We start from the raw sequence: 15361 nt of genomic DNA, 5'->3' as shown, positions 1-15361 counted from the left end.
ATGCTGATCCCCCGTAGGGTCAAGCACCGCAAGCAGCACCACCCGAAGCGCAGCGGTATGTCCAAGGGTGGTACGCAGGTTGCGTTCGGCGAGTACGGCATCCAGGCCCTCACTCCGGCGTACGTGACCAACCGCCAGATCGAGGCGGCCCGTATCGCGATGACCCGCCACATCAAGCGTGGCGGCAAGGTCTGGATCAACATCTACCCGGACCGCCCGCTCACGAAGAAGCCGGCCGAGACCCGCATGGGTTCCGGTAAGGGTTCTCCGGAGTGGTGGATCGCGAACGTCAAGCCGGGTCGGGTGATGTTCGAACTGTCCTACCCGAACGAGAAGATCGCGCGCGAGGCTCTGACCCGTGCGGCTCACAAGCTGCCGATGAAGTGCAAGATCGTTAAGCGCGAGGCAGGTGAGCTGTGATGTCGGCCGGTACCAAGGCGTCCGAGCTGCGCGAGCTGGGCAACGAGGAGCTTGTCGCCAAGCTCCGCGAGGCCAAGGAAGAGCTGTTCAACCTCCGCTTCCAGGCGGCGACGGGCCAGCTCGAGAACCACGGTCGGCTCAAGTCCGTCCGTAAGGACATCGCCCGGATCTACACCCTGATGCGCGAGCGTGAGCTGGGCATCGAGACGGTGGAGAACGTCTGATGAGCGAGAACAACGTGACTGAGAAGACCGAGCGCAACGCTCGCAAGGTCCGCGAGGGCCTCGTCGTCAGCGACAAGATGGACAAGACCGTCGTCGTCGCTGTCGAGGACCGCGTCAAGCACGCGCTGTACGGCAAGGTCATCCGCCGTACCAACAAGCTCAAGGCTCACGACGAGCAGAACGCTGCGGGCGTCGGCGACCGCGTCCTCCTCATGGAGACGCGCAAGCTGTCCGCCTCGAAGCACTGGCGCGTCATCGAGATCCTCGAGAAGGCCAAGTAAGCACCTGAGGATTCCCTCAGGTTCGTTCCGCCAGGCTCCGCCGGGGGCCGAGTGATCGGCCCCCGGCGGGGAACCGGCAGACAAATCAGGAGATAGACGTGATCCAGCAGGAGTCGCGACTTCGCGTCGCCGACAACACTGGTGCCAAGGAGATCCTTTGCATCCGTGTTCTCGGTGGCTCGGGTCGCCGCTACGCGGGCATCGGTGACGTCATCGTCGCCACCGTCAAGGACGCGATCCCCGGTGGCAACGTGAAGAAGGGTGACGTCGTCAAGGCGGTCATCGTTCGCACCGTCAAGGAGCGCCGCCGCCAGGACGGCTCGTACATCCGCTTCGACGAGAACGCCGCCGTCATTCTGAAGAACGACGGCGACCCTCGCGGCACCCGTATCTTCGGCCCGGTGGGCCGTGAGCTGCGCGAGAAGAAGTTCATGAAGATCATCTCGCTCGCGCCGGAGGTGCTGTAAGCATGAAGATCAAGAAGGGCGACCTGGTCCAGGTCATCACCGGTAAGGACAAGGGCAAGCAGGGCAAGGTCATCACGGCCTTCCCCGCTGAGAACCGCGTCCTGGTCGAGGGTGTCAACCGGGTCAAGAAGCACACCAAGGCCGGCCCGTCGCAGGCCGGCGGCATCGTGACGACCGAGGCTCCGGTCCACGTCTCCAACGTCCAGCTGGTCGTGGAGAAGGACGGCAAGAAGGTCGTCACGCGTGTCGGTTACCGCTTCGACGACGAGGGCAACAAGATCCGCGTTGCCAAGCGGACGGGTGAGGACATCTGATGGCTACCACCACTCCGCGTCTCAAGACGAAGTACCGCGAGGAGATCGCGGGCAAGCTGCGTGACGAGTTCAAGTACGAGAACGTCATGCAGATCCCCGGCCTCGTGAAGATCGTGGTCAACATGGGTGTCGGCGACGCCGCCCGTGACTCGAAGCTGATCGACGGTGCCATCCGCGATCTCACCACGATCACCGGTCAGAAGCCGGCCGTCACCAAGGCCCGCAAGTCCATCGCGCAGTTCAAGCTGCGCGAGGGTCAGCCGATCGGTGCCCACGTCACGCTCCGTGGCGACCGCATGTGGGAGTTCCTGGACCGCACCCTGTCGCTCGCGCTCCCGCGCATCCGCGACTTCCGCGGCCTGTCCCCGAAGCAGTTCGACGGCCGTGGCAACTACACCTTCGGTCTCACGGAGCAGGTCATGTTCCACGAGATCGACCAGGACAAGATCGACCGTACCCGGGGTATGGACATCACCGTGGTCACCACGGCGACCAACGACGACGAGGGCCGCGCGCTTCTCCGTCACCTCGGCTTCCCGTTCAAGGAGGCGTAAGCGAGATGGCGAAGAAGGCTCTCATCGCGAAGGCTGCCCGCAAGCCCAAGTTCGGTGTGCGTGCGTACACCCGCTGCCAGCGCTGCGGTCGTCCTCACTCCGTGTACCGCAAGTTCGGCCTGTGCCGCGTGTGCCTTCGTGAGATGGCTCACCGTGGCGAGCTGCCGGGCGTGACCAAGAGCTCCTGGTAATTCCCCCTCGCCCTTTGGGCGTTGAGGAATGACCGGAGTCTCTCGGTAAGCATTGGGTTGGCGGAGGCCCACCCCCGCATGGCTTAGGCTTGTGGGGTTGGGCGTCCGCCGCCCGTACGACTTACTACGCCGTAGGTCCACCGCACCGCACCCGCCCCGTCTCGGATCGGGGAGAGGGATGGTGCACCAGGAAACCCCGGCGAGAGAGGCCGAAGGCCAATTCATGACCATGACTGATCCGATCGCAGACATGCTCACGCGTCTGCGTAACGCGAACTCGGCATACCACGACTCCGTGACGATGCCGCACAGCAAGATCAAGTCTCACATCGCGGAAATCCTCCAGCAGGAGGGCTTCATCACGGGCTGGAAGGTCGAGGACGCCGAGGTCGGCAAGAACCTCGTCCTCGAGCTCAAGTTCGGTCCGAACCGTGAGCGCTCCATCGCGGGCATCAAGCGGATCTCGAAGCCCGGCCTCCGGGTTTACGCGAAGTCCACCAACCTGCCGAAGGTCCTCGGCGGCCTGGGCGTGGCGATCATCTCCACGTCCCACGGTCTCCTGACCGGCCAGCAGGCAGGCAAGAAGGGCGTAGGTGGGGAAGTCCTCGCCTACGTCTGGTAGTCGGGAACGGAGGAAAAGCTATGTCTCGTATCGGCAAGCTCCCCATCCCGGTTCCCGCCGGCGTGGACGTCACCATCGATGGCCGCACGGTCACGGTGAAGGGTTCCAAGGGCACCCTCACCCACACCGTTGCCGCCCCGATCGAGATCGTTAAGGGCGAGGACGGCGTTCTCAACGTCACCCGTCCGAACGACGAGCGTCAGAACAAGGCCCTCCACGGCCTGTCCCGCACGCTGGTGGCCAACATGATCACCGGTGTGACCCAGGGATACGTCAAGGCGCTCGAGATCAGCGGTGTCGGTTACCGCGTGGCCGCGAAGGGCTCCGGTCTGGAGTTCCAGCTCGGCTACAGCCACCCGATCGTGGTCGAGGCGCCCGAGGGCATCTCGTTCAAGGTCGAGTCCCCGACCAAGTTCGCTGTCGAGGGCATCGACAAGCAGAAGGTCGGCGAGGTCGCCGCCAACATCCGCAAGCTGCGTAAGCCCGACCCGTACAAGGCCAAGGGCGTCAAGTACGCGGGCGAGGTCATCCGCCGCAAGGTCGGAAAGGCTGGTAAGTAAGCCATGGCATACGGTGTCAAGATCGCCAAGGGCGACGCTTACAAGCGCGCTGCCAAGGCGCGCCGTCACCTGCGCATCCGCAAGCACGTGTCGGGTACGGCGGAGCGTCCGCGCCTCGTCGTGACGCGTTCGAACCGCGGCATCACCGCCCAGGTCATCGACGACCTCAAGGGTCACACCCTTGCGTCTGCGTCGAACCTGGACGCGTCGATCCGCGGTGGCGAGGGTGACAAGTCCGCGCAGGCCAAGCAGGTCGGTGCCCTGGTCGCTGAGCGCGCCAAGGCCGCCGGTGTCGAGGCCGTCGTGTTCGACCGTGGTGGCAACAGGTACGCCGGGCGCATTGCCGCTCTGGCTGACGCCGCCCGCGAAGCCGGGCTGAAGTTCTAAGCCCCGGTTCCGGGACTAACGGACGTAACAGAGAGAGGTAATCCAATGGCTGGACCCCAGCGCCGCGGAAGCGGTGCCGGTGGCGGCGAGCGGCGGGACCGGAAGGGCCGCGACGGTGGCGCTGCCGCCGAGAAGACCGCGTACGTTGAGCGCGTTGTCGCGATCAACCGCGTCGCCAAGGTTGTCAAGGGTGGTCGCCGCTTCAGCTTCACCGCGCTGGTCGTGGTGGGCGACGGTGACGGCACGGTAGGTGTCGGTTACGGCAAGGCCAAGGAAGTTCCCGCGGCCATCGCCAAGGGTGTCGAGGAAGCCAAGAAGAACTTCTTCAAGGTTCCGCGCATCCAGGGCACCATCCCTCACCCGATCCAGGGCGAGAAGGCCGCGGGCGTCGTCCTGCTCAAGCCGGCTTCCCCCGGTACCGGTGTTATCGCCGGTGGCCCGGTGCGTGCCGTGCTCGAGTGCGCCGGCGTTCACGACATCCTGTCGAAGTCGCTCGGCTCCGACAACGCGATCAACATCGTGCACGCGACCGTGGAGGCCCTGAAGGGCCTGCAGCGTCCCGAGGAGATCGCGGCTCGCCGTGGTCTGCCCCTCGAGGACGTCGCCCCCGCGGCTCTGCTTCGTGCGCGTGCGGGAGCGGGTGCGTAATGGCTCGCCTCAAGATCACGCAGACGAAGTCGTACATCGGCAGCAAGCAGAACCACCGCGACACCCTTCGTTCGCTCGGGCTCAAGCGCCTGAACGACGTGGTCGTCAAGGAGGACCGCCCCGAGTTCCGCGGCATGGTGCACACCGTCCGCCACCTCGTGACGGTTGAGGAGGTCGACTGATCATGGCGGAGAACAACCCGCTCAAGATCCACAACCTCCGTCCCGCCCCGGGCGCCAAGACCGCCAAGACCCGTGTGGGTCGTGGTGAGGCGTCGAAGGGTAAGACGGCCGGTCGTGGTACCAAGGGCACCAAGGCCCGTTACCAGGTTCCGGAGCGCTTCGAGGGTGGGCAGATGCCCCTCCACATGCGTCTCCCGAAGCTCAAGGGCTTCAAGAACCCGTTCCGCACCGAGTACCAGGTCGTGAACCTGGACAAGCTGGCCGCGCTCTACCCGCAGGGTGGCGAGGTCACGGTGGCCGATCTGGTCGCCAAGGGTGCGGTTCGTAAGAACCAGCTCGTCAAGGTGCTCGGCACCGGCGAGGTCTCCGTGGCGCTGCAGGTGACGGTCGACGCCGTCTCCGGCTCCGCCAAGGAGAAGATCGCCGCCGCCGGCGGCACCGTCACCGAGCTCGTCTGAGACGACTCGATGGCCTGAACATCCGACCGGGGATGCCTCTCAAAAGGGGCATCCCCGGTTGGTCGTTCCTAGGGGGCCATAGTCGCCGGTAAGGTGGCGTCCACTGTCTAGAGTGCGTGCGGTGTGTCCGCAGGTTCTCCGGACGGATTCATATTCGTCGAACCTCAAGACCGTCACCTCTGACGCACGTGCGCGGGGGTCGCAGGAGGCACCGTGCTCACCGCGTTCGCCCGGGCGTTCAAGACGCCCGACCTGCGCAAGAAGCTGCTCTTCACGCTGGGCATCATCGTGCTGTACCGCCTCGGGGCGCACATCCCCGTGCCGGGTGTCAGCTACGAGGCCGTGCAGCAGTGCGTGGACCAGGCCAGCCAGGGCAACAACAGCCTGTTCGGTCTGGTCAACATGTTCAGTGGCGGGGCGCTGCTGCAGATCACCATCTTCGCGCTCGGCATCATGCCGTACATCACGGCGAGCATCATCCTGCAGCTGCTGACCGTCGTCATCCCGCGTCTGGAAGCCCTCAAGAAGGAGGGCCAGTCCGGTACCGCCAAGATCACGCAGTACACGCGTTATCTGACGGTCGCCCTGGCCATCCTCCAGGGCACCGGTCTCGTCGCGACCGCCCGTACCGGTGCGCTCTTCAGCGGCTGCACCGTCGCGAACCAGGTCGTCCCGGACCAGTCGATCTTCACCACCGCCACCATGGTCATCACGATGACCGCCGGCACCGGCGTGGTCATGTGGCTCGGTGAGCTCATCACCGACCGCGGCATCGGCAACGGCATGTCCATCCTGATGTTCATCTCGATCGCCGCCGGTTTCCCCGGCGCCCTCTGGGCCATCAAGAAGAGCGGCAACCTGGCCGGGGGCTGGATCGAGTTCGGCACCGTCATCCTCATCGGCTTCGTGATGGTGGCCCTCGTCGTCTTCGTCGAGCAGGCCCAGCGCCGCATCCCGGTGCAGTACGCGAAGCGCATGATCGGCCGCAGGTCGTACGGCGGTACGTCCACGTACATCCCGCTGAAGGTGAACCAGGCAGGTGTGATTCCTGTCATCTTCGCGTCGTCGCTGCTCTACATCCCGGCCCTGGTCGCGCAGTTCTCGAACTCGACCGCCGGGTGGAAGACCTGGATCGAAGCCCACTTCGTCAAGGGTGACCACCCCTACTACATCGCCGCGTACTTCCTCCTGATCGTGTTCTTCGCCTTCTTCTACGTGGCGATCTCGTTCAACCCCGAGGAAGTCGCCGACAACATGAAGAAGTATGGTGGCTTCATCCCGGGTATCCGGGCTGGTCGTCCTACTGCCGAGTACCTGAGCTACGTGCTCAACAGGATCACTTGGCCGGGCTCGCTGTACCTGGGTCTGATCGCTCTTGTGCCGACGATGGCGTTGGCAGGCTTCGGTGGCGCCAATGCCAACTTCCCGTTCGGCGGGACGAGCATCCTCATCATCGTGGGTGTGGGTCTTGAGACCGTGAAGCAGATCGAGAGCCAGCTCCAGCAGCGCAATTACGAAGGGTTCCTCCGCTGATGCGAATCGTCCTCGTCGGACCGCCCGGGGCCGGCAAGGGAACGCAGGCCGCGTTCCTTGCCAAGAACCTGGACATCCCGCACATCTCCACGGGTGACCTGTTCCGTGCCAACATCTCGCAGGGCACCGAGCTGGGCCTGAAGGCGAAGGCGTTCATGGACGCCGGCGACCTCGTCCCGGACGAGGTGACCATCGGGATGGCCAAGGACCGCATGGAGCAGGACGACGCCGTCAACGGCTTCCTGCTCGACGGGTTCCCGCGCAACGTGGCCCAGGCCGAGGCTCTGGATGTGGTCCTCAAGGCCGAGGACATGCAGCTGGACGCGGTCCTGGACCTGGAGGTCCCCGAGGACGAGGTCGTGAAGCGGATCGCGGGTCGCCGCATCTGCCGCAACGACTCCTCGCACGTGTTCCACGTGTCGTACAACGCTCCGAAGTCCGAGGGCGTCTGCGACGTCTGCGGCGGCGAGCTGTACCAGCGCGACGACGACTCCGAGGAGACCGTCCGCCGGCGCCTGGAGGTCTACCACACGCAGACCGAGCCGATCATCGACTACTACCGGGCGCAGAACCTGGTCGTCACGATCTCGGCCCTCGGCAAGGTGGACGAGGTCACGGCGCGGGCGATGGACGCGCTGAAGAAGTAACCCACGGTTCGTCCGATACGGCCGCGGTGCCCGCGAGGGGCGCCGCGGCCGTATCGTTGTTCTGTCCCCCGTACACGCGCAGTACTCGCAAGGAAGGCCCCCGTCACGATGGTGCAGATCAAGACCCCCGAGCAGATCGCGAAGATGCGCGAGGCGGGGCTGGTCGTCGCGGCCATCCACGCGGCCACCCGCGAGGCGGCGGTGCCCGGCGCGACCACGCGCGACCTGGACGAGGTCGCCCGCAAGGTGATCGCCGACCACGGCGCCAAGTCGAACTTCCTGGGGTACGGGGGCTTCCCCGCGACGATCTGCACCTCGGTGAACGAGGTCGTCGTCCACGGCATCCCGGACGAGAAGACCGTCCTGAAGGACGGCGACATCATCTCGATCGACGCCGGCGCGATCGTCGACGGCTGGCACGGCGACGCCGCGTACACGGCCTTCGTGGGCACCGGGCACGCGCCCGAGCTGGTGGAGCTCTCCCGGGTGACCGAGGAGTCCATGTGGGCCGGCATCGCCGCGATGAAGCAGGGCAACCGCCTGGTCGACATCTCGAAGGCGATCGAGACCTACATCAAGCGTCAGCCGCGTCCGGGCGTCGGCGACCACAGCCTCGGCCGCTACGGGATCATCGAGGACTACGGCGGCCACGGCATCGGCACCGAGATGCACATGGACCCGCACCTGCTGAACTACGTCTCCCGCAAGCGCGGCAAGGGCCCGAAGCTGGTCCCCGGCCTCTGCCTCGCCATCGAGCCGATGGTCTCGCTGGGCACCCCGCAGACCGAGGTCCTCGCCGACGACTGGACGGTCATCACGACCGACGGCACCTGGTCCTCCCACTGGGAGCACTCGGTCGCCCTCACCGAGCAGGGCCCGCTGGTCCTGACGGCGGTCGACGGCGGCAAGGCGAAGCTGGCGGAGCTGGGCGTCGTGGCGGCGCCGGATCCGCTGGCGTAACGATCTTCCGCGTGGGGCAGACTTCCCGGATTCGTCTTTTGGAAGGCCCTGACGTAGACTGATGCGTCGGCTCTCGTGTACCCGTGTGTCCGCACTCGGAGGCGAGAGTCGATCAAGGTAGCCGATTCGAAGGGCGAAGCGTGGCCAAGAAGCAAGGTGCCATCGAAATCGAGGGCACCGTGATCGAGTCCCTGCCGAACGCCATGTTCAAGGTGGAGCTCCAGAACGGTCACAAGGTCCTCGCGCACATCTCCGGCAAGATGCGGATGCACTACATCCGAATCCTCCCGGACGACCGGGTCGTCGTGGAGCTGTCTCCGTACGACCTGACGCGTGGCCGGATCGTCTACCGGTACAAGTAGATCTTGCCCGCACCCCGCATTCCGCGCGGGTGGTGGCACTGACCCGGAGAACCTCACATCCCATGAAGGTCAAGCCGAGCGTCAAGAAGATCTGCGACAAGTGCAAGGTGATCCGCCGCCACGGCCGGGTCATGGTCATCTGCGACAACCTGCGCCACAAGCAGCGCCAGGGCTGACGCACGCCGACCGACCTGCATCTCGCAGTCTTCGCGCGACGCATAGCAACACGTACATAAGCAGAGCCCGTCGGGCCGTGATCCCTGAGATCCGCGGCTGACGACACCTCCGGCGGGGGCCGGGGACTCGATTCGTACCTCGTACGGCGGTCGGGAGCGGTTCTGCAGCAGACCCCCGAGAACACAGGAGCCATTGAATGGCACGCGTTTCCGGTGTTGACATCCCGCGCGAAAAGCGTGTGGTGGTCGCACTCACCTACGTCTTCGGCATCGGGCGTACCCGGTCCGAGGAGATTCTCGCCGCGACCGGCGTGAACCCGTCCACCCGTGTCCGCGACCTTGCCGAGGAAGACCTCGTCAAGATCCGCGAGTACGTGGACGCCAACCTCCAGACCGAGGGTGACCTCCGTCGCGAGATCGCCGCCGACATCCGCCGCAAGGTCGAGATCGGCTGCTACCAGGGCCTCCGCCACCGTCGTGGCCTGCCCGTCCGCGGCCAGCGCACCAGCACGAACGCTCGTACCCGCAAGGGCCCGCGTCGCGCCATCGCCGGTAAGAAGAAGCCGGGCAAGAAGTAGTCCTCAGCGGACGCTTGACCAAGCGGTCTTCGCTGTAGGACCGACCACCTCCCGTAGGAGTAAGAGATGCCCCCCAAGGGTCGTCAGGGCGCTGCCAAGAAGGTGCGCCGCAAGGAAAAGAAGAACGTCGCTCACGGCCACGCGCACATCAAGAGCACGTTCAACAACACGATCGTCTCGATCACGGACCCCTCGGGCAACGTGATCTCCTGGGCCTCCGCCGGCCACGTCGGCTTCAAGGGCTCGCGCAAGTCCACCCCCTTCGCCGCGCAGATGGCCGCCGAGTCGGCCGCCCGCCGCGCGCAGGAGCACGGCATGCGCAAGGTCGACGTCTTCGTCAAGGGTCCCGGCTCCGGCCGTGAGACCGCGATCCGCTCCCTCCAGGCCACCGGCCTCGAGGTCGGCTCGATCCAGGACGTCACCCCCACCCCGCACAACGGCTGCCGTCCGCCGAAGCGCCGCCGCGTCTGACGCAGCGACGCCTGTGCGTCTTTGAGTGTCCGGGCGGTACGACCCCGTGAGGGGACGTGCCGCCCGTACCCTTGGCAGTACTCCGCAGTACCTGTCGGGCGTCAAATAGTGGGCGTCCACGACTGAAGGAAACGAAGACATGCTTATCGCTCAGCGTCCTTCGCTGACCGAAGAGGTCGTCGACGAGTTCCGCTCCCGGTTCGTCATCGAGCCGCTGGAGCCGGGCTTCGGCTACACCCTCGGCAACTCCCTCCGCCGCACCCTCCTCTCGTCGATCCCCGGCGCTGCTGTCACCAGCATCCGCATCGACGGTGTCCTGCACGAGTTCACCACCGTGCCGGGCGTCAAGGAGGACGTCACCGACCTCATCCTGAACATCAAGCAGCTGGTCGTCTCCTCGGAGCACGACGAGCCGGTCGTGATGTACCTGCGCAAGCAGGGTCCGGGTCTGGTCACCGCCGCCGACATCGCGCCCCCGGCCGGTGTCGAGGTGCACAACCCCGACCTCGTCCTCGCCACGCTCAACGGCAAGGGCAAGCTGGAGATGGAGCTGACCGTCGAGCGCGGTCGCGGCTACGTCTCCGCCGTGCAGAACAAGCAGGTGGGCCAGGAGATCGGCCGTATCCCGGTCGACTCCATCTACAGCCCCGTGCTGAAGGTCACCTACAAGGTCGAGGCGACCCGAGTCGAGCAGCGCACCGACTTCGACAAGCTGATCGTCGACGTCGAGACCAAGCAGGCCATGCGCCCGCGCGACGCCATGGCGTCCGCCGGCAAGACCCTGGTCGAGCTGTTCGGTCTGGCGCGCGAGCTCAACATCGACGCCGAGGGCATCGACATGGGCCCGTCCCCCACGGACGCCGCCCTGGCCGCCGACCTGGCGCTGCCGATCGAGGAGCTGGAGCTCACGGTCCGCTCCTACAACTGCCTCAAGCGCGAGGGCATCCACTCCGTGGGTGAGCTCGTGGCGCGTTCCGAGGCCGACCTGCTCGACATCCGCAACTTCGGTGCGAAGTCGATCGACGAGGTCAAGGCGAAGCTGGCCGGCATGGGCCTGGCCCTCAAGGACAGCCCGCCCGGATTCGACCCGACCGCCGCCGCCGACGCCTTCGGCGCCGACGACGACGCGGACGCGGGCTTCGTCGAGACCGAGCAGTACTAAGAGCTCGTCTGCGGGCCGGTCCCGGCCGGCCCCGCAGTTCCCCGCGCCCCTCAGGGGCGCGGGGTCTCCGACAGGCGACCGCCTGCTCGGATACTGACCCCGGTACCTCATACGGCCGGGGCAGACACCAAGGAGAAACACCATGCCGCGTCCCGCGAAGGGTGCCCGCCTCGGCGGTTCCGCCGCTCACGAGAAGCTGCTCCTCGCCAACCTGGCGAAGTCGCTGTTCGAGCACGGCCGCATCACGACGACCGAGGCCAAGGCCCGTCGTCTGCGTCCCGTCGCCGAGCGCCTCATCACCAAGGCGAAGAAGGGCGACATCCACAACCGTCGCCTGGTGCTGCAGTCGATCACCGACAAGGGGATCGTCCACACCCTCTTCACCGAGATCGCGCCGCGCTACTCGGAGCGTCCGGGTGGTTACACCCGTATCACCAAGATCGGCAACCGCCGTGGTGACAACGCGCCGATGGCCGTGATCGAGCTGGTCGAGGGCGAGATCGCCAAGAAGGCGACCGTCGCCGAGGCCGAGGCCGCCACCGTGCGCGCCGTCAAGGAGGCCGACGAGGCCGCCGCGGTCGAGACCAAGGACGAGCAGGACGCCTGAGCGTTCTGAACGATCTTGTGGGCGGGCCCGCACCCCTCGGGGTGCGGGCCCGTTCCGTATGGACAGGCTTTGAGAGGATGGGTCGCGTGAGCGATGACGTGCAGCCCGGTTTCGTACGGGTACGGATGGACCTTTCGTACGACGGCAGGGACTTCTCCGGCTGGGCCAAGCAGGCGCACGGGCAGCGCACCGTTCAGGGCGACATCGAGGACGCCCTGAAGACGGTCACCCGCTCCAAGGAGACCTTCGAGCTCACCGTCGCCGGCCGCACCGACGCCGGGGTGCACGCCCGCGGCCAGGTCGCCCACGTCGACCTGCCCGTCGCCCTGTGGGAGGAGCACCGCGAGAAGCTGCTCCGGCGGCTCGCCGGCCGCCTCTCGCACGACGTCCGGGTGTGGAGGCTGACCGAGGCCCCCGAGGGCTTCAACGCGCGCTTCTCGGCGATCTGGCGCCGCTACGCCTACCGCGTCACCGACAACCCCGGCGGCGTCGACCCGCTGCTGCGCGGCCACGTCCTGTGGCACGACTGGGCGCTCGACATGGACGCCATGAACGCCGCCGCCGAGCGGCTCGTCGGCGAGCACGACTTCGCCGCCTACTGCAAGAAGCGCGAGGGCGCGACGACCATCCGCACCCTCCAGGAGCTGCGCTGGGAGCGCCGCGCCGACGGGGTCATGGAGGCCACGGTCAAGGCCGACGCCTTCTGCCACAACATGGTCCGCTCGCTGGTCGGCGCGCTGCTGTTCGTCGGCGACGGGCACCGGCCGGTGGAGTGGCCCGGCAAGGTGCTCGCCGCCGGTGTGCGGGACTCGGCCGTGCACGTCGTGCGGCCGCACGGCCTCACCCTCGAAGAGGTCGGCTACCCCGCCGACGACCAGCTCGCCGCCCGCAGCAAGGAGGCGCGCAACAAGCGCTCACTCCCCGGGAGCGCCGGCTGCTGCTGAGGCCTGGGCGCGGCCGCGGGCGTAGATCTGGTTGAACGCGAAGGTGCCCAGGTCGTCGGCGGTCTGGAAGACCGCCTTGTCGCCCTTGGTGACCTTGGTCCCGTTGGTGAAGCCGGTCTGGGTGAGGTAGACGTACCGCCCGATCGCGTTGGTGCGCCGCAGGCAGACCGTCGCGTGGCAGAAGTCGGCGACGCCCGAGCCCGCGAGCGGGGCGATGCCGCCCGTCGCCTGCTGCTTCGCCTTGAGGGCCTTCTCGTCGGTGGGGAAGACGGCCACGCCCACGGTGACGGCGACCCCGTCCTTCACGTACGTGGCGCGGATCACCCGGGTGCAGCCGTTGGCCTTCAGGACCGGGCCGAGGCCGCCCTGGGTGACGGCGGCGCAGTCGGTCGTCGAGGAGGTCGCGCCCTTCTGGTACGGGCGCCCGTTCATGGTCAGCTTCTTGCCCGGGAAGAGGCCCTCGGCGCTCAGCGGCGCCTTGTCCTTCTTCGCGTCGGAGATGAAGTCCATGGGGTTCGGCGGGGGCAGCGGCGCGACCGAGGAGAAGGTCGGCGCGGGGCTGGCGGAGTCCGTGGGGGCGGCCGAGCCGGTCGGGGAGGGCCCGCCGTTCTTGGCCTCGTCGTTGCTCTTGTCGGTCAGCACCACGGCGGTGGCGACGGCCGCGCCCACGGCGAGGACCGCGAGGACCCCGCCGCCGATCAGCAGGCCGCGCCTGCGCTTGTCACGGGCGGCCGAGGCGTCGGCGAGGGCGCCCCAGTCGGGGGTGTGCCCCGGCTGCGCCCCCGGGAAGGGGTTCGGCTGCCCCTGCCCGCCTTGCGGACCCCCCTGCGGGCCGCCCTGCCACGGCTGCGGCTGAGGCTGCTGTCCGTACGGCTGCTGCTGTCCCGGGCCCTGCTGCGGCCACTGTGGTCCCCCAAAGCTCATGCCGCGCATCCTAATCCGCTTGGGATCACACGGGTCCGGCGGTGACAATGCCCCTCATGGGACATGTCGAGGCCGCGCATCTGGAGTACTACCTTCCGGACGGGAGGGTCCTGCTCGGGGACGCCTCCTTCCGGGTCGGAGAGGGCGCCGTCGTCGCCCTGGTCGGCGCCAACGGCGCCGGCAAGACGACCCTGCTCCGGATGATCGCCGGTGAGCTGCAGCCGCACGGCGGCACCGTCACCGTCAGCGGCGGGCTCGGCGTCATGCCGCAGTTCGTCGGCTCCGTGCGGGACGAGTCGACCGTGCGCGACCTGCTGGTCTCGGTGGCGCCCGCGCGGATCAAGGCCGCCGCGAAGGCCGTCGACGCGGCCGAGCACCGGATCATGACCGTCGACGACGAGGCCGCGCAGATGGCGTACGCGCAGGCCCTCAGCGACTGGGCGGAGGTCCAGGGGTACGAGTTCGAGACCCTCTGGGACATCTGCACGACGGCCGCGATGGGCGTGCCGTACGACAAGGCCCAGTTCCGCGAGGTGCGCACGCTCAGCGGCGGCGAGCAGAAGCGGCTGGTGCTGGAGTACCTGCTGCGCGGCAACGACGAGGTGCTGCTGCTCGACGAGCCGGACAACTACCTGGACGTCCCCGGCAAGCGCTGGCTGGAGGAGCGGCTGCGGGAGACCCGCAAGACCGTGCTCTTCATCTCGCACGACCGGGAGCTGCTGTCCCGGGGCGCGCAGAAGATCGTCGCCGTCGAGCCCGGCCCTGCCGGCTCCGACGTGTGGGTGCACGGCGGCGGCTTCGACACCTTCCACGAGGCGCGGCGGGAGCGCTTCGCCCGCTTCGAGGAGCTGAAGCGGCGCTGGGAGGAGAAGCACGCCCAGCTGAAGAAGCTGGTGGTCAACCTGCGGCAGGCGGCCGCGGTCAGCCACGAGATGGCCTCGCGCTACGCCGCCGCGCAGACCCGGCTGAAGAAGTTCGAGGAGGCCGGCCCGCCGCCGGAGCCGCCGCGCGAGCAGGACATCCGGATGCGGCTGCGCGGCGGACGCACCGGGGTGCGGGCCTTCACGGCCGAGAACCTGGAGCTGACCGGCCTGATGAAGCCGTTCTCGCTGGAGATCTTCTACGGGGAGCGGGTCGCCGTCCTGGGCTCCAACGGCTCCGGCAAGTCGCACTTCCTGCGGCTGCTGGCGGGCGACCCCTCGGTGGCCCACACCGGTACGTGGAAGCTGGGCGCGCGGGTCGTTCCCGGCCACTTCGCGCAGACCCACGCGCACCCGGAACTCTTCGGGCGCTCGCTCGTCGACATCCTGTGGACGGACCACGCCAAGGACCGGGGCGCCGCGATGTCGATGCTGCGCCGCTACGAGCTGGAGCGCCAGGGCGACCAGCCCTTCGACAAGCTCTCCGGCGGCCAGCAGGCCCGTTTCCAGATCCTCCTCCTGGAGCTGGCCGGCACCACGGCGCTGCTCCTGGACGAGCCGACGGACAACCTGGACCTGGAGTCCGCCGAGGCGCTGCAGGACGGCCTGGAGTCCTACGAGGGCACGGTCCTGGCGGTCACCCACGACCGCTGGTTCGCCCGCTCCTTCGACCGCTTCCTGGTCTTCGGTTCGGACGGGGTCGTGCGGGAGACCTCGGAGCCGGTGTGGGACGAGCGGCGGGTCGAGCGGGCGCGGTAGGGGGCCGCGT

At 67.5% G+C, this 15361-nt stretch carries 25 protein-coding genes; 24 read left to right on the top strand and 1 reads right to left on the bottom strand.

Annotated features, from left to right (window positions below; translation table 11 throughout):
- The 23 genes from rplP to truA all read left to right on the top strand — a co-directional run bounded on the left by rplP (nucleotide 1) and on the right by truA (nucleotide 12748).
- On the top strand, nucleotides 1–420 hold the full coding sequence (rplP, locus tag ABD981_RS16525; protein WP_015035580.1) for a 50S ribosomal protein L16: 420 nt from the start codon (nucleotides 1–3) through the stop codon (nucleotides 418–420).
- Nucleotides 420–644: a 50S ribosomal protein L29 gene (rpmC, locus tag ABD981_RS16520; RefSeq protein WP_046908248.1), complete on the top strand. Its 225-nt coding sequence runs from the start codon at nucleotides 420–422 to the stop codon at nucleotides 642–644. Before rplP ends, rpmC begins: the two co-directional genes overlap by 1 nt.
- Nucleotides 644–925 (top strand): 30S ribosomal protein S17, encoded by a 282-nt coding sequence (gene rpsQ, locus ABD981_RS16515; RefSeq protein WP_046908249.1) that lies wholly within the window; start codon nucleotides 644–646, stop codon nucleotides 923–925. Before rpmC ends, rpsQ begins: the two co-directional genes overlap by 1 nt.
- Before the next feature lie 98 nt (nucleotides 926–1023).
- Nucleotides 1024–1392, top strand: a complete 369-nt coding sequence (rplN, locus tag ABD981_RS16510) for a 50S ribosomal protein L14 (RefSeq protein ID WP_003956455.1) — start codon at nucleotides 1024–1026, stop codon at nucleotides 1390–1392.
- Nucleotides 1393–1394: 2 nt separating this feature from the next.
- The gene (rplX, locus tag ABD981_RS16505; RefSeq protein WP_041130777.1) at nucleotides 1395–1706 is read left to right on the top strand and encodes a 50S ribosomal protein L24; all 312 of its coding nucleotides are present in this window, start codon (nucleotides 1395–1397) and stop codon (nucleotides 1704–1706) included.
- On the top strand, nucleotides 1703–2260 hold the full coding sequence (rplE, locus tag ABD981_RS16500; RefSeq protein WP_123954535.1) for a 50S ribosomal protein L5: 558 nt from the start codon (nucleotides 1703–1705) through the stop codon (nucleotides 2258–2260). Before rplX ends, rplE begins: the two co-directional genes overlap by 4 nt.
- A 5-nt stretch (nucleotides 2261–2265) precedes the next feature.
- Entirely contained in the window at nucleotides 2266–2451 is a 186-nt protein-coding gene (locus ABD981_RS16495) for a type Z 30S ribosomal protein S14 (RefSeq protein WP_003956452.1), read from the top strand.
- Nucleotides 2452–2674: 223 nt separating this feature from the next.
- Nucleotides 2675–3073, top strand: a complete 399-nt coding sequence (gene rpsH, locus ABD981_RS16490) for a 30S ribosomal protein S8 (RefSeq protein ID WP_015035585.1) — start codon at nucleotides 2675–2677, stop codon at nucleotides 3071–3073.
- A gap of 20 nt (nucleotides 3074–3093) precedes the next feature.
- On the top strand, nucleotides 3094–3633 hold the full coding sequence (gene rplF / locus ABD981_RS16485; protein ID WP_046908251.1) for a 50S ribosomal protein L6: 540 nt from the start codon (nucleotides 3094–3096) through the stop codon (nucleotides 3631–3633).
- 3 nt (nucleotides 3634–3636) lie between these two features.
- Entirely contained in the window at nucleotides 3637–4020 is a 384-nt protein-coding gene (rplR, locus tag ABD981_RS16480) for a 50S ribosomal protein L18 (protein ID WP_046908252.1), read from the top strand.
- 45 nt (nucleotides 4021–4065) lie between these two features.
- Nucleotides 4066–4668 carry a 30S ribosomal protein S5 gene (gene rpsE, locus ABD981_RS16475; protein ID WP_015035588.1) on the top strand — a complete coding sequence of 201 codons (603 nt, stop codon included), beginning with the start codon at nucleotides 4066–4068 and terminating at the stop codon, nucleotides 4666–4668.
- A complete protein-coding gene (gene rpmD, locus ABD981_RS16470) occupies nucleotides 4668–4850 on the top strand; it encodes a 50S ribosomal protein L30 (RefSeq protein ID WP_005313525.1) in 183 nt (60 codons plus the stop codon). Before rpsE ends, rpmD begins: the two co-directional genes overlap by 1 nt.
- Nucleotides 4851–4852: 2 nt before the next feature.
- Nucleotides 4853–5308, top strand: coding sequence for a 50S ribosomal protein L15 (gene rplO / locus ABD981_RS16465; protein WP_030494264.1), 456 nt, complete (start codon nucleotides 4853–4855; stop codon nucleotides 5306–5308).
- 213 nt (nucleotides 5309–5521) lie between these two features.
- Nucleotides 5522–6841, top strand: coding sequence for a preprotein translocase subunit SecY (gene secY / locus ABD981_RS16460; protein WP_046908253.1), 1320 nt, complete (start codon nucleotides 5522–5524; stop codon nucleotides 6839–6841).
- Nucleotides 6841–7488, top strand: coding sequence for an adenylate kinase (locus ABD981_RS16455; protein ID WP_046908254.1), 648 nt, complete (start codon nucleotides 6841–6843; stop codon nucleotides 7486–7488). The genes secY and ABD981_RS16455 overlap by 1 nt, the downstream gene beginning before the upstream one ends.
- Before the next feature lie 108 nt (nucleotides 7489–7596).
- Nucleotides 7597–8448, top strand: coding sequence for a type I methionyl aminopeptidase (gene map / locus ABD981_RS16450; protein WP_046908255.1), 852 nt, complete (start codon nucleotides 7597–7599; stop codon nucleotides 8446–8448).
- 140 nt (nucleotides 8449–8588) lie between these two features.
- Nucleotides 8589–8810, top strand: a complete 222-nt coding sequence (gene infA, locus ABD981_RS16445) for a translation initiation factor IF-1 (RefSeq protein WP_003956442.1) — start codon at nucleotides 8589–8591, stop codon at nucleotides 8808–8810.
- A 62-nt stretch (nucleotides 8811–8872) separates the two neighbouring features.
- The gene (gene rpmJ, locus ABD981_RS16440; protein WP_003956441.1) at nucleotides 8873–8986 is read left to right on the top strand and encodes a 50S ribosomal protein L36; all 114 of its coding nucleotides are present in this window, start codon (nucleotides 8873–8875) and stop codon (nucleotides 8984–8986) included.
- Nucleotides 8987–9183: 197 nt separating this feature from the next.
- The gene (rpsM, locus tag ABD981_RS16435; protein WP_015035595.1) at nucleotides 9184–9564 is read left to right on the top strand and encodes a 30S ribosomal protein S13; all 381 of its coding nucleotides are present in this window, start codon (nucleotides 9184–9186) and stop codon (nucleotides 9562–9564) included.
- A 66-nt stretch (nucleotides 9565–9630) separates the two neighbouring features.
- On the top strand, nucleotides 9631–10035 hold the full coding sequence (rpsK, locus tag ABD981_RS16430; protein WP_003956432.1) for a 30S ribosomal protein S11: 405 nt from the start codon (nucleotides 9631–9633) through the stop codon (nucleotides 10033–10035).
- Between the two features lie 139 nt (nucleotides 10036–10174).
- The gene (locus ABD981_RS16425; protein ID WP_003966937.1) at nucleotides 10175–11197 is read left to right on the top strand and encodes a DNA-directed RNA polymerase subunit alpha; all 1023 of its coding nucleotides are present in this window, start codon (nucleotides 10175–10177) and stop codon (nucleotides 11195–11197) included.
- A gap of 142 nt (nucleotides 11198–11339) precedes the next feature.
- Nucleotides 11340–11804, top strand: coding sequence for a 50S ribosomal protein L17 (rplQ, locus tag ABD981_RS16420; protein WP_046908256.1), 465 nt, complete (start codon nucleotides 11340–11342; stop codon nucleotides 11802–11804).
- 86 nt (nucleotides 11805–11890) lie between these two features.
- The gene (gene truA / locus ABD981_RS16415; protein ID WP_046908257.1) at nucleotides 11891–12748 is read left to right on the top strand and encodes a tRNA pseudouridine(38-40) synthase TruA; all 858 of its coding nucleotides are present in this window, start codon (nucleotides 11891–11893) and stop codon (nucleotides 12746–12748) included.
- Here the strand turns inward: truA and ABD981_RS16410 are convergent.
- A complete protein-coding gene (locus ABD981_RS16410) occupies nucleotides 12719–13672 on the bottom strand; it encodes a hypothetical protein (RefSeq protein WP_046908309.1) in 954 nt (317 codons plus the stop codon). The genes truA and ABD981_RS16410 overlap by 30 nt on opposite strands.
- 56 nt (nucleotides 13673–13728) lie before the next feature.
- On the opposite strand from ABD981_RS16410, the gene ABD981_RS16405 reads away from it, so the two are divergent.
- Entirely contained in the window at nucleotides 13729–15351 is a 1623-nt protein-coding gene (locus ABD981_RS16405; RefSeq protein WP_046908258.1) for an ABC-F family ATP-binding cassette domain-containing protein, read from the top strand.
- The last annotated feature ends 10 nt before the right edge of the window (nucleotides 15352–15361 follow it).

The organism is Streptomyces showdoensis (assembly GCF_039535475.1).
Taxonomy (GTDB): Bacteria; Actinomycetota; Actinomycetes; order Streptomycetales; family Streptomycetaceae; genus Streptomyces; species Streptomyces showdoensis.
This window is presented reverse-complemented; position numbering and strand designations above follow the sequence as displayed.

Bases quoted from the DNA above. Each gene is read 5' to 3' on its own strand.
- rpmJ (WP_003956441.1), top strand. From the start codon at position 8,873: ATGAAGGTCAAGCCGAGCGTCAAGAAGATCTGCGACAAGTGCAAGGTG.
- rpmD (WP_005313525.1), top strand. From the start codon at position 4,668: ATGGCTCGCCTCAAGATCACGCAGACGAAGTCGTACATCGGCAGCAAG.
- rpmC (WP_046908248.1), top strand. From the start codon at position 420: ATGTCGGCCGGTACCAAGGCGTCCGAGCTGCGCGAGCTGGGCAACGAG.
- rplO (WP_030494264.1), top strand. From the start codon at position 4,853: ATGGCGGAGAACAACCCGCTCAAGATCCACAACCTCCGTCCCGCCCCG.
- rpsQ (WP_046908249.1), top strand. From the start codon at position 644: ATGAGCGAGAACAACGTGACTGAGAAGACCGAGCGCAACGCTCGCAAG.
- ABD981_RS16405 (WP_046908258.1), top strand. From the start codon at position 13,729: ATGGGACATGTCGAGGCCGCGCATCTGGAGTACTACCTTCCGGACGGG.
- rplX (WP_041130777.1), top strand. From the start codon at position 1,395: ATGAAGATCAAGAAGGGCGACCTGGTCCAGGTCATCACCGGTAAGGAC.
- rpsE (WP_015035588.1), top strand. From the start codon at position 4,066: ATGGCTGGACCCCAGCGCCGCGGAAGCGGTGCCGGTGGCGGCGAGCGG.
- rpsM (WP_015035595.1), top strand. From the start codon at position 9,184: ATGGCACGCGTTTCCGGTGTTGACATCCCGCGCGAAAAGCGTGTGGTG.
- ABD981_RS16410 (WP_046908309.1), bottom strand. From the start codon at position 13,672: ATGAGCTTTGGGGGACCACAGTGGCCGCAGCAGGGCCCGGGACAGCAG.
- ABD981_RS16455 (WP_046908254.1), top strand. From the start codon at position 6,841: ATGCGAATCGTCCTCGTCGGACCGCCCGGGGCCGGCAAGGGAACGCAG.
- map (WP_046908255.1), top strand. From the start codon at position 7,597: ATGGTGCAGATCAAGACCCCCGAGCAGATCGCGAAGATGCGCGAGGCG.
- ABD981_RS16425 (WP_003966937.1), top strand. From the start codon at position 10,175: ATGCTTATCGCTCAGCGTCCTTCGCTGACCGAAGAGGTCGTCGACGAG.
- rplP (WP_015035580.1), top strand. From the start codon at position 1: ATGCTGATCCCCCGTAGGGTCAAGCACCGCAAGCAGCACCACCCGAAG.
- rplF (WP_046908251.1), top strand. From the start codon at position 3,094: ATGTCTCGTATCGGCAAGCTCCCCATCCCGGTTCCCGCCGGCGTGGAC.
- rplR (WP_046908252.1), top strand. From the start codon at position 3,637: ATGGCATACGGTGTCAAGATCGCCAAGGGCGACGCTTACAAGCGCGCT.
- ABD981_RS16495 (WP_003956452.1), top strand. From the start codon at position 2,266: ATGGCGAAGAAGGCTCTCATCGCGAAGGCTGCCCGCAAGCCCAAGTTC.
- rplQ (WP_046908256.1), top strand. From the start codon at position 11,340: ATGCCGCGTCCCGCGAAGGGTGCCCGCCTCGGCGGTTCCGCCGCTCAC.
- rpsK (WP_003956432.1), top strand. From the start codon at position 9,631: ATGCCCCCCAAGGGTCGTCAGGGCGCTGCCAAGAAGGTGCGCCGCAAG.
- rpsH (WP_015035585.1), top strand. From the start codon at position 2,675: ATGACCATGACTGATCCGATCGCAGACATGCTCACGCGTCTGCGTAAC.